Annotated in this window: 15 protein-coding genes; 7 read left to right on the forward strand and 8 right to left on the reverse strand. The window is 69.9% G+C overall.

The annotated features are described in order from the left end of the window. Window positions 1-69: 69 nt before the first annotated feature. Window positions 70-255: a hypothetical protein gene (locus FDO69_RS38265; RefSeq protein WP_104788133.1), complete on the reverse strand. Its 186-nt coding sequence runs from the start codon at window positions 253-255 to the stop codon at window positions 70-72. A gap of 151 nt (window positions 256-406) precedes the next feature. Further along, window positions 407-1567, reverse strand: a complete 1161-nt coding sequence (locus FDO69_RS38270; protein WP_104788136.1) for an ROK family transcriptional regulator — start codon at window positions 1565-1567, stop codon at window positions 407-409. 172 nt (window positions 1568-1739) lie between these two features. Here FDO69_RS38270 and FDO69_RS38275 point away from each other — a divergent pair, with 172 nt between their 5' ends. The 4 genes from FDO69_RS38275 to FDO69_RS38290 are packed head-to-tail and all read left to right on the forward strand — an operon-like array spanning window position 1740 to window position 6235. After that, entirely contained in the window at window positions 1740-2705 is a 966-nt protein-coding gene (locus FDO69_RS38275; RefSeq protein WP_104788139.1) for a carbohydrate ABC transporter permease, read from the forward strand. Window positions 2706-2723: 18 nt separating this feature from the next. Continuing rightward, entirely contained in the window at window positions 2724-3647 is a 924-nt protein-coding gene (locus FDO69_RS38280; RefSeq protein ID WP_104788142.1) for a carbohydrate ABC transporter permease, read from the forward strand. A gap of 10 nt (window positions 3648-3657) precedes the next feature. Continuing rightward, window positions 3658-5007 carry an ABC transporter substrate-binding protein gene (locus FDO69_RS38285; RefSeq protein WP_104788145.1) on the forward strand — a complete coding sequence of 450 codons (1350 nt, stop codon included), beginning with the start codon at window positions 3658-3660 and terminating at the stop codon, window positions 5005-5007. Between the two features lie 28 nt (window positions 5008-5035). Next, a complete protein-coding gene (locus FDO69_RS38290; RefSeq protein ID WP_104788148.1) occupies window positions 5036-6235 on the forward strand; it encodes a Gfo/Idh/MocA family protein in 1200 nt (399 codons plus the stop codon). A gap of 31 nt (window positions 6236-6266) precedes the next feature. Here FDO69_RS38290 and FDO69_RS38295 read toward each other — a convergent pair whose 3' ends face one another. From FDO69_RS38295 to FDO69_RS38310, 4 genes are all read right to left on the reverse strand, one after another. Beyond that, complete coding sequence (locus FDO69_RS38295) at window positions 6267-6962, reverse strand: L,D-transpeptidase family protein (protein ID WP_104788150.1); 696 nt, start codon at window positions 6960-6962, stop codon at window positions 6267-6269. A 180-nt stretch (window positions 6963-7142) separates the two neighbouring features. Beyond that, window positions 7143-8057: an SDR family oxidoreductase gene (locus FDO69_RS38300; protein WP_104788153.1), complete on the reverse strand. Its 915-nt coding sequence runs from the start codon at window positions 8055-8057 to the stop codon at window positions 7143-7145. Between the two features lie 90 nt (window positions 8058-8147). Continuing rightward, on the reverse strand, window positions 8148-8777 hold the full coding sequence (locus FDO69_RS38305) for an MBL fold metallo-hydrolase (RefSeq protein WP_104788156.1): 630 nt from the start codon (window positions 8775-8777) through the stop codon (window positions 8148-8150). Next, window positions 8777-9865, reverse strand: a complete 1089-nt coding sequence (locus FDO69_RS38310) for an S-(hydroxymethyl)mycothiol dehydrogenase (protein WP_104788159.1) — start codon at window positions 9863-9865, stop codon at window positions 8777-8779. Before FDO69_RS38310 ends, FDO69_RS38305 begins: the two co-directional genes overlap by 1 nt. Window positions 9866-10036: 171 nt before the next feature. Here FDO69_RS38310 and FDO69_RS38315 point away from each other — a divergent pair, with 171 nt between their 5' ends. Beyond that, window positions 10037-11803, forward strand: a complete 1767-nt coding sequence (locus tag FDO69_RS38315; RefSeq protein WP_104788162.1) for an ABC transporter ATP-binding protein — start codon at window positions 10037-10039, stop codon at window positions 11801-11803. A gap of 246 nt (window positions 11804-12049) precedes the next feature. Further along, the gene (locus tag FDO69_RS38320; protein ID WP_104788165.1) at window positions 12050-12412 is read left to right on the forward strand and encodes a nuclear transport factor 2 family protein; all 363 of its coding nucleotides are present in this window, start codon (window positions 12050-12052) and stop codon (window positions 12410-12412) included. A gap of 84 nt (window positions 12413-12496) precedes the next feature. Here the strand turns inward: FDO69_RS38320 and FDO69_RS38325 are convergent, their stop codons facing one another. Together FDO69_RS38325 and FDO69_RS38330 are read right to left on the reverse strand one after the other, a co-directional pair. Next, window positions 12497-13570: a CU044_5270 family protein gene (locus FDO69_RS38325; RefSeq protein ID WP_104788167.1), complete on the reverse strand. Its 1074-nt coding sequence runs from the start codon at window positions 13568-13570 to the stop codon at window positions 12497-12499. Continuing rightward, window positions 13563-14123 carry an RNA polymerase sigma factor gene (locus FDO69_RS38330; RefSeq protein ID WP_104788170.1) on the reverse strand — a complete coding sequence of 187 codons (561 nt, stop codon included), beginning with the start codon at window positions 14121-14123 and terminating at the stop codon, window positions 13563-13565. Before FDO69_RS38330 ends, FDO69_RS38325 begins: the two co-directional genes overlap by 8 nt. Before the next feature lie 105 nt (window positions 14124-14228). Between FDO69_RS38330 and FDO69_RS38335 the strand changes: the two genes are divergently transcribed. Continuing rightward, the coding region (locus FDO69_RS38335) for a cbb3-type cytochrome c oxidase subunit I (protein ID WP_170321007.1) at window positions 14229-14420 on the forward strand (192 nt) is incomplete at its 3' end.

Below are 14420 nucleotides of genomic sequence, written 5' to 3' on the forward strand. Positions count from 1 at the left end.
GAAGGGCACCCCTTGGGTCAGGGGCGCCCTTCGACGAGGGTCCGATGCGTCAGCGGGCCGGGACGAGGGTCAGGCCGCGGGCGCCGACTGCGGGGCCGCGGCGGCCCACTCCAGGACGAGCCGCTGGTACTCCTCGCGCTGCTCGACGCTCAGTGTCCCGCCCGACCGGCGCCACAGCGCACGGATCTCCTCGTTGACCTCGTCAGCCGATCGCTCGGATGAGGTTTCAACAGTGGTGGACATGCTGTGAAGCATACGTCGCCGGACGTGAAGGCGATGTGAGTAATCACGAGCTAAACGGTCATTTCGGACAGTGTTACTGATCACGTCCATCTCCCGGTAAACGTGAGGCTGTTCACATCAACCACCTGTGAGTACCTTTCGCCTCCGGGCAGTTGGCCGTCGTTCACGCTTCGGCCGATCCCAGCACCAGCACCTTGATGGCCAACACTGCCGCACCGCGGGCCCAGTCGTGGAAATCGGAGACCTTCGTCTCCAGGCCGACCGGCGCGGCGAGCGGGTGTCTGAGCGCACGCACCGTCTCCTCGACCGTCTTGCCGGCCACGTCCATCAGCCCGACCCCCTCCCCCGCGAGCAGGATCTTCTGCGGCATCACGAAGTTGGAGATCTGCGCGACGAGCGTGCCCAGGGCTCGCGCCGCCTCACCGACGACCCGGGCGGGCATCGGGTCCCCTGCGGCGGCCCGGGCGAGGATCTCCTCGTAGGTGCGGTCCTCACCGGTGGCGGCCAGGATCTGGTAGCGGATGCTGGGGATGGTCAGCAGCGAGACGGCACTGCCGCGCCTGCCGTCCGGGGTGAGCGGCCCGTGGGAGTCGACGATCCAGTGCTTGCCGAAGCCGCGGTCCTCCTCGGCGAAGGGCACCCGCCTGCCGCCCAGGACGAGACCGTAGCCGAGGCCGGCGCCGATGGTGAGGACGACGAAGCGGTCCAGCCCGCGCCCGGCGCCGAACCAGGTCTCCGCCTCGACCAGGGCCGCGACGTCGTTCTCGACGACCACCGGCAGGCCGGTGCGCTCCTCGACCAGCTCGGCCAGGGGGACGTCCCGCCACAGCAGGAAGGGGGATTCGCCGACCACGGCACGGTCCTGGACGAAGCCGCCGACGCCGATGCCGATCCCGGCGAGGCGAGGGTGCCCCTGGGCCAGCTCCGCGGTCATCCCGGCCAGCACGTCGGCGACTTCGGCGGGGTCGTGGGTGGTGAGCGCGCGGTCGTGGCGGGTGACGATGTGGCTTCGAAGGGTGGTGACGACGCCGTAGACCGCGTCCTCGGTGATCTTGAAGCCGAGGAAGAAGCCCGAGTCGGCGACGACGTCCAGCGGCTGCGAGGGACGGCCCTGGCGCGCCTCCGCGGGCGCCCCCGCCTCGGTCACCTCGACCAGCAGACCCGACTCGATCAGCGGTTTGGTCAGGCGGGTGAGGCTGCCGGCCGACAGACCCAGCCTGCGGGCGAGTTCCGTGCGCGACAGCGGTCCGTGGACCAGCACTTCGATCGCCACGGAGCGCTCGCCGGGGCTCAGCGGCAGCCAGCCGGAGGTGCCTTCGGTCATGGAAGGTCCGACTCCCCTCACCCATTTTTTTCGTACTGAAACCAACATGACCACTCTAGGCAGATGTCGGTTCCTGGGAAAAGATGTTTGCAGGGCTCTTGACGCAGCAATTGTTTCGCACCAAAAGTAAGTCCCGCCAGAGGACGAGCCGCCGCAGCGAGGGAGTCTCCCGATGACCATCGCCTCCAGCAGTCCTCCTTCACGTCTGCCCACGGGCGACGCGGCGGAGGCCAGCAGCAGGACCGGGCCGCGACAGGGGGTGTCCGGCGAGGACCGGGGGGACGGCCGGCTGGCCGCGCTCTTCATCGCTCCGGCCCTGCTCGGCTTCCTGGTCTTCCTGCTCTGGCCGACGCTCCGGGGCATCTACCTGAGCTTCACCCGCTTCAACCTGCTGACCCCGGCGGAGTGGGTGGGCCTGGACAACTACGTCCGCATGGTCCACGACCCCATCTTCTGGGACTCCCTGTGGGTCACCGTCGAGTACGTCGTCATCAACATCGGCATACAGACGGTCGCGGCGCTCGCCATCGCCGTCCTGCTCCAGCGGCTGACCCAGTCGGCGATGCTGCGCGGGATCGTGCTGACGCCGTATCTGATGTCGAACGTCGTCGCCGGTCTGGTCTGGTTGTGGATCCTCGACACCCAGCTCGGCATCGGCAACGAGATCATCAGCGGCCTCGGAATGGACCGCATCCCCTTCCTCGCGGACGAGACCTGGGCGATCCCGACGATCGCGCTCATCAACGTGTGGCGGCACGTCGGGTACACCGCCCTGCTGCTGTTCGCCGGCCTCCAGGCCATCCCGAACGACATGTACGAGGCGGCCCGGGTGGACGGCGCGAGCGAGTGGCGGATGTTCTGGCGGATCACCATGCCGCTGCTGAGGCCGGTGCTCGCGGTCGTGCTGATCATGACGGTGATCGGGTCGTTCCAGGTCTTCGACACCGTCGCCGTGACCACCGCGGGCGGCCCGGCGAACGCGACCAACGTCCTGCAGTACTACATCTACGGCTCGGCGTTCGGCCGCTTCCAGTTCGGCTACGCCTCGGCCATGTCCGTCGCCCTGCTGGTCGTGCTGAGCGCGATCACCGTCCTCCAGTACCGGCTCACCCGGGCCGGCCGGACCGACCTCGGCTGACGGAAGGAGACAACCGCCATGGCTGCCGTGACGACAACCCCGCCGACGACCCTGCGGCCGGTCCGGCGCAGGTTCCCCTTCGGGCGGGCCGCCGCCTGGACCGTGATGGGGCTGATCATCCTCATCACCCTGCTGCCGTTCTACTGGATCCTGCGCACCGCGCTGTCCACCAACGCGGGCCTGAACGCCGATCCCACCAATCCGCTACCGGTCGACCTCACCACCAGCGGCTTCGAACGCGCCCTGGGGCTGCAGTCGGCCGAGGAGGCCGTCAAACAGGGCGGAGCCGGCGGCGGGCTCGACTTCTGGCGCTACCTGCTCAACTCGGTACTGGTCTCGACCCTGATCACCGGATGCCAGATCTTCTTCTCCGCCATGGCCGCGTACGCCTTCTCCCGGCTGCGCTGGCGGGGCCGGGACAAGGTGTTCGGGCTGTTCCTGGCCGGGATGATGGTGCCGGCCATCTTCACGCTGCTGCCGAACTTCGTACTCATCAAGCAGCTGCACCTGATCGACACGCTCCTCGGCATCGCGCTGCCCACCATGTTCATGACGCCGTTCGCGGTGTTCTTCCTGCGCCAGTTCTTCATGAACATCCCCAAGGAGGTCGAGGAGGCCGCGCTGCTCGACGGCGCCGGTAAGGTCAAGATCTTCTTCCGGGTGGTCCTGCCGATGGCGTCCACGCCGATCATCACGCTGGGTGTGCTGACGTACATCACCTCCTGGAACGACTACTTCTGGCCGCTGATGGTCTCCTACAGCGACAGCTCGCGCGTGCTGACCGTGGCGCTCGCGGTCTTCCGGGCGCAGACGCCCGCGACCGGCGTCGACTGGTCCGGGCTCATGGCCGCGACGCTGATCGCCGCGCTGCCGATGCTGGTGCTGTTCGCCTGCTTCGCCCGCCGCATCGTCAGCTCCATCGGCTTCACCGGAATCAAGTAAGGGGACTGTGATGCGAATTCGACTTCGTCCGCTTATCGCGGCGACCGGAGCGCTGGCGCTGTCCCTGGTCAGCGGATGCGCGCAGTCAGGCGCCGCCGGATCCTCCGCGAACACGGTCACGTACTGGTTGTGGGACGCCAACCAGCTGCCCGCCTACCAGGCCTGCGCGAAGGGCTTCGAGAAGGAGAACCCCGGACTGCACGTCAAGATCACGCAGTTGGGCTGGAGCGACTACTGGACCAAGCTCACCGCCGGGTTCATCGCGGGCACCCAGCCGGACGTGTTCACCGACCACATCCAGAACTTCGGCCAGTTCGCCGACCTGAAGGTCCTCGAACCGCTCGACGACCTCGGCATCGAGGACTCCGACTACCAGCCGGGCCTCGCCGCCAACTGGGTCGGCCAGGACGGCCACCGCTACGGCGCTCCCAAGGACTGGGACACCGTCGCGCTGTTCTACAACACGAAGATGACCGAGCAGGCCGGGCTCAGCGCCGAGCAGCTCAACAGCCTCTCCTGGAATCCCGAGGACGGCGGCAGTTTCGAGAAGGCCATCGCCCACCTCACGATCGACAGGAACGGCAAGCGGGGCGACGAGCCGGGCTTCGACAGGAACAACGTCAAGGTGTACGGCATGGCAAGCAACGGCGGTGGGTTCGGCGACGGCCAGACCCAGTGGAGCAACTTCGCCGCCTCCGCCGGGTGGAGCTACCTCGACAAGCCTCGCTGGGGCATGAAGTACCAGTACGACAGCAAGACCTTCCAGTCGGTCATCCGGTGGTACTTCGGCCTGGCGAAGAAGGGCTACATGCCACCGCTGTCCGACTACAACGTCCAGTCCAACCAGGCCAACACCCAGGTCGCGGCGGGCAAGGCGGCCACCGCGTTCGACGGGGCCTGGATGATCTCGACCTACGCCGGTTTCAAGGGCAAGTCCATCAAGACCGCCGTGACGCCGGCCGGCCCGACCGGCAAGCGCGCCACGATGATGAACGGCCTCGCCGACTCCATCACCAAGGCCTCCAAGAACAAGGCGGGCGCCCGCAAGTGGGTCGCCTACCTGGCCTCGGACCGCTGCCAGAGGGTCGTCGGCAAGTCCGGAGTCGTCTTCCCCGCCACCCCGGCCGGGACCGAGGCGGCCGTCGCCGCGTACCGGAAGAAGGGCATCGACGTCTCGGCGTTCACCGAACCCGTGGCCGACAAGAAGCGCTTCCGGACCTTCTCCTATCCGATCGCCAGCTACTCGGCGGACATGACGGCGCTGATGGCCCCCGCGATGGAGGACATCTACGGCAACGGCAAGCCCGTGAGCAGCCTCGATCAGACCAATGAACAGATCAACCTGATCCTCTCGCAGTGATCCCCCACCAGTGAAGGGCACGCCTCACATGACGTTCTCCCTCGGCATCGTCGGCGCCGGACAGTTCTCGGGCCAGTTCGCCACCCTGTTCCAGGCCCACCCCGGTGTGGGCGACGTCTACGTCACCGACCTGCTGCCCGAGCGGGCCGCACAACTCGCCTCCGCCCAGGGGCTGGCGGGCACCTTCCCGTCGTACCAGGCCATGCTGGAGTCGGAGGACGTCGACGCCGTCGCGATCTTCACCCAGCGCTGGACGCACGGCCCGCTGGTGCTCCAGGGTCTCAACGCCGGCAAGCACGTGTACTCGGCGGTTCCCATGGCGATCAGCACGGAGGAGATCGCGGCGATCATCGACACGGTCAAAGCCACGGGGCTGACGTACATGATGGGCGAGACCAGCGAGTACAACCCGGCCACGGTCCACGCCCGCAACCAGATCGCCGAGGGCGCCTTCGGGCGGCTCTTCTACGCCGAGGGCGACTACGTCCACGACATGGATCTGGGGTTCTACGAGGCCTACCAGTACAGCGGCGGCGAGAACTGGAAGGCGACCGCCAGCTATCCCCCGCTGCTGTATCCGACGCACGCGGTCGGCGGGGTGCTGGGCGCCTGGAAGACGCACGCGGTGAGCGTGTCGGCGATCGGTGTCGTCGACGACCGGGGCGACGGCGTCTTCGACAAGGACGTCAGCCAGTTCGGCAACGACGTCTCCAACGCCACCGCGCTGTTCGAGGTGGCGGGCGGCGGCTCGTTCCGTACGAACGAGTTCCGGCGGGTCGGCTACCCCTCGCACATACGGGAGTCACGCTTCCGCTTCTTCGGTACCGAGGCGAGCATGGAGCAGCTGGCCACGGTCGCCCTGTGGCAGGACAAGCAGGGGGTGAAGGACATCAGTGAACTGCTGGAGCCCAAGCCCACCATGGCGCCCGACGATCCCTCGCTGCAGCACATCGCGCCGGAGCTGCGGGCCGCCTTCACCTCCGGGTCGGCGCCGGTGCACGACCGGGCGCGGCTGCCGAGGGAGTTCGACCACCTCCACAACGGCCACGAGGGCAGCCACCACTTCCTGGTGGACGACTTCGTGACGGCGGTCAACGCCCGCACGCTGCCGTCGGTGAACGCCTGGGTGGCCGCCCGTTACACCCTGCCGGGCATCATCGCGCACGAGTCGGCGCGGCAGGGCGGGGTCAGGCTGGAGATCCCGGACTTCGGGGACGCGCCCCAGTAGGGGGCTCGTGAGGCGAGCCGGGTGCCCGGTATCAGGTGCCCGGCTTGCGGCCGTAGACGAAGACGTCGTCGCCCTTCTTCAGCAGCGACCAGTACTTCTTGGCGTCGGTCTTCGTCATGTTGGTGCAGCCGTGCGAGCCCGGCGGGTTCCACATGCTGACGCCGACCGAGTGGAAGGCCTGGCCGCCGTCGAAGAACTGCGAGTAGGGCATCGGCACGTCGTAGATGGACGAGACGTGGTCGATGTCGCGCCAGTAGATCTTCTTCAGGCCGGTGCGGGTCTCGTACCCGTCGCGGCCGGTGCGGACCGGCACGGGGCCGTAGACGAGCTTCTCGCCGTCCTGGATCCAGCTGAGCTGGAGCGTCAGGTTCACGCAGGCGATCCGGCCCTTGTTCACCGGGCACTTGCCGTCCTTGTTGGGGGTGTTGCCGACGGCCTTCTGCTTCTGCATCAGGTCCATCACGCCCCAGGTGACCGAGCCGGCGTAGCCGATGTTCGGGGTGATGCCGTGCTTGGTCTGGAAGGCCTTGATGGCCTTGCAGTCGGCGGCGGACTGCTTGCCGTCGACCGGACGGCCGAGGAACTTCTCGACCTTCTTCTGGTACGGGCCGGCCTGCGTGGTGCAGCTCGCGGCCTGGGCCGGTGCGGCGCCGAGTGCGAGCGTGAGCGGGGCCACCAGACCGGTGATCCCCAGTGCGACGGCACTCCGTCTGCGTACGTCCCCCATGGCTGGTCGCCCTTTCGCGAAAACGGGTCTGTGATGTCTGCCAGCTAGACGGACGAAGAGCGGTTCCGGTTGTGCGGTCGGGCGCGCTGGGACGGAACAGTGACATACCCCACCGGCACAGAAAAGACATATGCATGCCTGATGGGGTATTTCGGTTGCCTTGTTTCTGGCTCTCCCGCGTCAGCGGTACCCGGTCGTGTCCGCCGGCTTGCCCGCGTCCTGGACCTCCACGAGGTAGCGCCAGGCGTCCGGGCGGCTGCCGTCGACGTCGGTGAAGCCGTACACCTGGGCGAGTCCACCGCTGGACAACGACTGCCCGTTCCAGCGCGCCACGTCCGCGTCGGCGGCGAGCGCTGCCACGGCCCGGCCCACGTAGTGCGGGGTCTCGGAGATGGCGAAGTGCGGGACGCGCTCCAGGGCGTCGCGCCAGTTCTCCTCCCGCACTCCGTATACGTCCAGCATCAGCTCCGAACGCAGCCAGCCGGGTGTGAGGGCGACAGCGGTGGCGCCGCGCGGGCCGAGTTCGTGACCGAGGGCGAAGGCCATGCGCAGTACGGAGGCCTTGGCGAGGTCGTAGAAGAAGTTCACGCGGTAGTTCTCGGCGTTGTAGTCGGCGGTGCCGTCCGTGACCTCGACGACCAGGCCGCCGGGGTTGCGCAGCAGCAGGGGGAGGGCGTGGTGGCTGGTGACGGCGTGTGTCTCGACGGCGAGCTTCAGCAGGCGCAGGCCGTTGTCGAGGTCGTGCTCCCAGAGGGGGGTGTCCCACTCGAAGAGCTTCTCGCCGCCCCAGATGTCGTTGACGAGGACGTCGAGACGGCCCTGCTCGTCGGCGATCCGGTCCACGAGGGCCCGGACCTGCTTCCGGTCGAGGTGGTCGGTGGGGACGGCGACGCCCTTGCCACCGGCGGCGGTGACCAGGTCGGCGGTGTCCTCGATGGTTTCGGGCCGGTCGTACTCCGAGCGGCGGGCGCGAGTGGTGCGACCGGTGACGTAGACCGTGGCGCCGGCCGCGCCGAGTTCCACGGCGATCCCGCGCCCGGCGCCCCGGGTCGCACCCGCGACCAGTGCGACCTTGTCCTGCAATGGAGCTGACATGTCCGGCCTCCTGTGACGGTGACTGCTTGGCGCCTTCAGCGTGACGGGTAAGCCGGACATCTTCTGTCGCCTTTTACGGGCCAGTCGCCATCAGTGGCCCCGGGTGATCCATTCCTCCAGGTGCGGGGCCTCCGCGCCGATGGTCGTGGTGTCGCCGTGGCCGGTGCGGACCGTCGTCCCGGGCGGCAGGGTGAGCAGCCGGTCGCGGATGGAGTCGATGATCGTCGGGAAGTGCGAGAAGGAACGGCCCGTTGCGCCGGGGCCGCCCTGGAAGAGGGTGTCGCCGGTGAAGACGGTGCCCAGTCCCGGGTCGTAGAGGCAGACCGCGCCGGGCGCGTGCCCCGGGGTGTGCAAAACCCTGAGGTCGGCGCCGCCGGCCTCGATCGTCTGGCCGTCGACCAGCCAGGCGTCGGGCTCGCGGTCCGGGTGGGTCTGCTTCCACAGCGGCAGATCGTCGTGGTGCAGCCAGATGGTGGCGCCGGTGCGCTCGGCGAGGGCGGGGGCGGCGTCGATGTGGTCGTTGTGGGCGTGCGTGCACACGATCGCCGTGAGCCGGCGGTTTCCGACGGCCTCGGCGATGGCGTCGGCGTCGTGGGCGGCGTCGATGACGATCGCCTCGTGGTCGTCGCCGACGATCCACACGTTGTTGTCGACGTCCCAGGTGCCACCGTCGAGGCTGAACTGCCCGGAGGTGACGAGGTGTTCGATGCGCGTGGCCATCACAGCACCACCACCGAGCGCAGCACGTCGCCGTGGTGCATCCGCTCGAAGGCCTTCTCGACCTCGTCCAGCTGGATCGTCTCCGTGACGAACGCGCCGAGGTCCAGGCGCCCCTGCAGATGGAGATCGATCAGCATGGGGAAGTCACGGGAGGGCAGGCAGTCGCCGTACCAGCTCGACTTCAGCGCTCCGCCGCGGCCGAAGACGTCGAGCAACGGCAGTTCGAGCTTCATCTCGGGCGTGGGGACACCGACGAGGACGACCGTGCCCGCGAGGTCACGGGCGTAGAAGGCCTGCCGGTACGTCTCGGGGCGGCCGACGGCCTCGATGAGGACATCGGCGCCGAAGCCGCCGGTGAGCTCGCGGATCGCCTCGACCGGGTCGTTCTCGCGCGAGTTGACGGTGTGGGTGGCGCCCATGGAGCGGGCGGTCTCCAGCTTGCGGTCGTCGATGTCGACGGCGATGATCGTCGCCGCTCCGGCCAGCCGCGATCCGGCGATGGCCGCGTCGCCGACACCGCCGCAGCCGATCACCGCGACCGAGTCGCCCCGGCCGACGTTCCCGGTGTTGATCGCGGCGCCTATGCCGGCCATCACACCGCAGCCCAGCAGCCCGGCCACCTGCGGGGCGACGCCCGGGTCGACCTTGGTGCACTGGCCGGCCGCGACCAGCGTCTTCTCCGCGAAGGCACCGATGCCCAGGGCCGGGGACAGTTCCTGGCCGGTCGAGGCGAGGGTCATCTTCTGCTGAGCGTTGTGCGTGTCGAAGCAGTACCAGGGCCGCCCGCGCAGACAGGCCCGGCACTTCCCGCACACGGCACGCCAGTTGAGGATCACGAAGTCGCCGGGCTCGACATCGGTGACGCCGGCGCCGACCGCCTCGACCACGCCCGCGGCCTCGTGGCCCAGCAGGAACGGGAACTCGTCGTTGATGCCGCCCTGCTTGTAGTGCAGGTCGGTGTGGCACACCCCGCAGGCCTGGACCTGCACCACGGCCTCACCCGGGCCGGGGTCGGGCACCACGACCGTCTCGATCCGCACCGGCTCGTCCTTGCCGGGTGCGATCACGCCGCGTACTTCCTGGGCCATGGTGCTGACTCCTTCGTCGGCCGGTGTCCGTTCCCTTCCGACCCTACGCGCGACTGATCGGCAAGGGGCGCGGATCGGCCACCCCGCTCCGCACAGAAAGCCGCGAAAGGGCAGGCCGCACGGGTCGGCGGCGACGTAGCCTGAACGCTCCGCCGACGCCGAGGGAGCGCCGTGAGCATCGCAGAGACCGAGACCGCCACCCCTGCCTGGCGACAGCTCCTCGGATACGTACGGCCGCACCGCTGGTCCCTGCTCGCCGGCGCGCTGCTGTCCCTGGTCACCGGGGCGACCGGGCTGCTGCTGCCGCTGGTGGCGCGGGGCCTGATCGACGACCTGTCGCACGACCGGGCCATCACCGGTGCCGTGCTGGCGATGTCGGCCCTGGTCGTGGCCAACGCGGCGGTGGGCGCACTGGGTTCGTACGTGCTGACGCGCACCGCCGAGTCGGTGGTGCTCGGTGCGCGGCGCGCCCTGTCGTCGTATCTGCTCCGGCTGCGGATCACCGCCGTGGACCGCAGCGAACCCGGCGACCTGATGGCCCGCATCACCTCCGACACGACGCTGCTGCGGGCGGTCACCACCGACTCGCTGGTCGGGCTGGGCACGGGCGGGCTCACGCTCGTCGCCACGGTCGTGATGATGGGCCTGGTGGACGCCGTGCTGCTGGGCGTCACCCTGGCCGTGATCCTGGGCGCGGGGGTGGTCCTCGGGGTGATCGTGCCGCGCATAAACAAGGCCAGCCGGCAGGCGCAGGACGCGGTGGGGGTCATGGGTTCCTCGCTGGAGCGGATCCTGGGCGCCCTGCGCACCGTGAAGGCCTCCGGCGCGGAGCACCGGGAGGAGCGGACGCTGCACGAGGCGGCGCAGGAGTCGTGGCGGCAGAGCGTGCGGGCCGCCAAGTGGTCGGCCGCCGCCGGCAACACGGCGGGGCTCTCCATGCAGATCGCCTTCATCACGGTGCTCGCGGTGGGCGGCGCACGGGTCGCTACCGGCGCGATCGACGTGGGCACGCTGGTCGCGTTCCTGCTGTTCGTCTTCTACCTGATGTCGCCGTTACAGCAGGTCGTCGGCGCCATCACCCAGTATCAGACGGGCGCCGCGGCCCTCACCCGCATCGAGGAGGCCCTGCGCCTGCCCGCCGAACCGGCCGCCGAGGCCGCCCCGCTGCCCTCCCCCGGCGCCGAGCCCGCCGCCCTCGCCTTCGACGACGTCCGCTTCCGTTACGCCGACGACCTGCCCTACGTCCACCACGGAGTGACGTTCACGGTGCCCGCGCAGGGCATGACGGCGTTCGTCGGCCCGTCCGGCGCGGGCAAGACCACCGTCTTCTCGCTGATCGAGCGGTTCTACGACCCCGAGTCCGGCGTGATCACACTGGACGGGCGGGACCTGAACGACTGGGAGCTGCCCCGGCTGCGGGCCGCGATCGGCTACGTGGAGCAGGACGCGCCGGTCCTGTCGGGCTCCCTGCGGGACAACCTGCTGCTGGGCAATCCGGAGGCGGACGAGGACGCCCTCGCGCGGGTGCTCAAGACGACCCGTCTCGACGGTCTGGTGGCCCGGCTGCCCGGGGGCCTCGACACGCTGGTCGGGCACCGCGGCACCAAGCTGTCCGGCGGTGAGCGCCAGCGCGTCGCCATCGCCCGCGCGCTGCTGCGCCGCCCCCGGCTGCTGCTGCTCGACGAGGCGACCTCACAGCTGGACGCGGTGAACGAGGCTGCGCTGCGCGACACCGTCGCGGACGTGGCCCGGACGACCACGGTCCTCGTCGTGGCGCACCGGCTGTCCACGGTGACGACGGCCGACCGGATCGTGGTGATGGACGCGGGCCGGGTCCGGGCCGTGGGCACCCACCGTGAGCTCGTGACGGCCGACCCGCTCTACGCGGAGCTGGCGGCGACGCAGTTCCTGGCCACGGCGGACCGAGCCCGGCCGTGAGATCGGCGCGACGGGGGCCGGTGACCCCGGTGGCGCGACCAACGGCGTGGACGCTACGGCGGGTTGAGACCAGGCCTGTCGCAACGTGAGCGGCCCCCGGCGGGCCCGGGCGGACGGTTCGGCTCACCCGTCGGGCCCTGTGTCCGTGCTGCGCTTGCCGTGGCCGCCGGGCGGGAGGACGCTCGACAGGAGAGGCCTTTCGCGGCCCGCTCCCAAAAGGGCCGCGGCCCTTCGAAGGAGGTCATCATGGGAACCGCGGCAGACCCCGCCTTCGACCGGGACACGTTGCGCCAGGGCGTGGAAGGGGATCCGGACATCCTGCTCTCCCTCTACGCCGACGATGCCGAGCTGCGCATCGTGGACCACACGACCCAGCCCAGCCATCCCAAGGTCCTGCACGGCCGGGACGAGATCGGGCGGATGCTGGAGGACGTCTACAGCCGCGACATGTCGCACAAGCTGGAGCGCTGCGTCATCCAGGGCGACGAGGCCGCGTACAGCGAGAGCTGCCAGTACGCGGACGGGGTGCGCGTGCTGTCCGAGTCCATGATCGGGTTGCGCGACGGCAAGATCGCCGAGCAGACCCTGGTCCAGGCCTGGGACGAGTGACGGACGTCTGGCCGAGCGGGCGGGCGCGGCGCCTGCTGCCGTTGCGGGGCCCCCGCCCGGCGGCTCGGTGTCGCGCCGGTGTGATCAGCGCATCCAGGCGCTGTACGACATGACGTCGCCCTCCTCGACTCCGTACGCGGGCTCCGGTTCGGTGAGGGTGCTCTCCAGACCGAGGACGGCGCCGGTGGCCGGGTCCATGATCAGCATGCAGCGGACGCCGCGGCTGTCGTTCACGTAGGCCTGGCCGTGCCGGCCCAGCCGATCGGTCACCCGGCCGACCGGCCGCAGTCCCTCGGCGCCGGCGAGGAGCCGGGTGAGCGCCGCATTCTCGCGTGCGCCGAGGGTCCAGTTGTCGAGCAGCGTCGCCATGGCGTCGAGCAGCTCGGGTGTGGTCAGCGGGGTGTCGGTGTGCTGAGCCTCCATCAGGTAGGCGCGCAGCCGGGCCGGGTCGCGGGGCGGGGGCGACTTGGGCGGGGCGTCACTCCAGCTCGGCGGGTAGGTCTGATTCAGGAGGAGGTGGCCGTCGTCGACGAGGTGTGGCTCGCCGCCCTCGTCCGAGAGGACCGGGCGGCCCGGATGCCTCGGGTCCGTGGCCACGACGACTTCGGTATGGCTGTCGTCGGCCCGCCAGCGCACGATGCGCTCTTCGGGCAGGGTGATCGGGGGCTTGTCGTCGGACATGCCGAGACTCCAGGACTGCACGTGCGTGCCCTTGCGCAGGCGGGGCGCGTCGTCGGTCCCGGCCACGGCTGACGCCAGCTCGGCCATGCGGTGCAGGGGCACGGGTGTGGAGCCGGTCTCGACCACCAACGGTCGGGGCGCGGCGACCGCGGGCGGGGTGCTCGGTCCGCTCAGGACGAGGGTGAGGGTCAGGGCGGCGACGACGGCGGTGGCGACCAGGCCCCAGGCCAGCCGGAGCCGGCGGGGCCCCGGGAGCAGCAGGTCGCGCACGTGGCCGGGGCGCCGGCCCTCGGGGTCTCGACGGCCGGAGAGCAGGCCTCGTCGGTCGTGTGGACGAGCGGGGAGCCCGTTCCTCTGGCCCCGCAGCAGTTGCTCCAGCCGGCGCTCGGCGTTGTCGTCCAGGGGGCCGTCGCCGAAGTGGGGACCGTCGGGCGGCACCGGGTCGGCGCTGCGCAGCAGTTCGAGTTCGTCAGCCATGGCCGTGTTCCTTCGGGGCGGTCATGCAGGAGTGCTCGGCGGTCGGGGACCCGGGCCGCAGACGGTCGATCTCGGCTCTGAGGCGGCGCCGGGCCCGGTGCAGGCGCATGGCGGCGGCTCGGCTGCCGCAGCCGAGGGCGACGGCGACCTCGTCGACACCGAGCTCCTCCCAGGCCGTCAGGCGCAGCACCTCCTGGTCGGCCGGGGAGAGCCGGGCGAGCGCCTCGTGCACCCAGCCGCCGGGGGTGTCGGCCTCCGGGCCCGTCGTGATGTGCCGTCCGTGCGCGGTGTCGTCGTTGCCCAGCCGGTCGACGAGCCGGCGGCGGCGTCCGTGTCCGCGTACCGCGTTGGCCAGACAGTTGCGTGCCACGCCGTACAGCCAGGGCAGCGCGGCGGCCGGGAGGTCGGCCCGGCGCCGCCAGGCGACCGTGAACACCTCCGCCACCACTTCCTCCGCCTCGCCGGTCCGCCCGTCCAGTCGCCGCGCGACATAGCGGCTGACCGCCCAGTAGTGCTCGCGGTAGGCAGCGGCGAAGATCTCGTCGTTGCTCATGTCCCGTTCGTGTCCGGCACCTTCTCGATCGTCACACCCGGTTTCGTGATTCTCCTCGCGTCGGTGAAGTGTGACGCCCGGGCGGGGCGTGGACACAGGCGGGGCATGAGGCACCTCAAGTGGCTGACGACCACGGATCACAAGACGATCGGCACGATGTACCTGGTGACGTCTTTCGCGTTCTTCGTCATCGGTGGCGTGATGGCGCTGCTCATGCGCGCCGAGCTCGCCCGGCCTGGTCTGCAGATCATGTCGAACGAGCAGTTCAACCAGGCGTTCACGATGCACGGCACGATC

The sequence above is a fragment of the Streptomyces tibetensis genome (genome assembly GCF_007655005.1).
Classification (GTDB): Bacteria; Actinomycetota; Actinomycetes; order Streptomycetales; family Streptomycetaceae; genus Streptomyces; species Streptomyces tibetensis.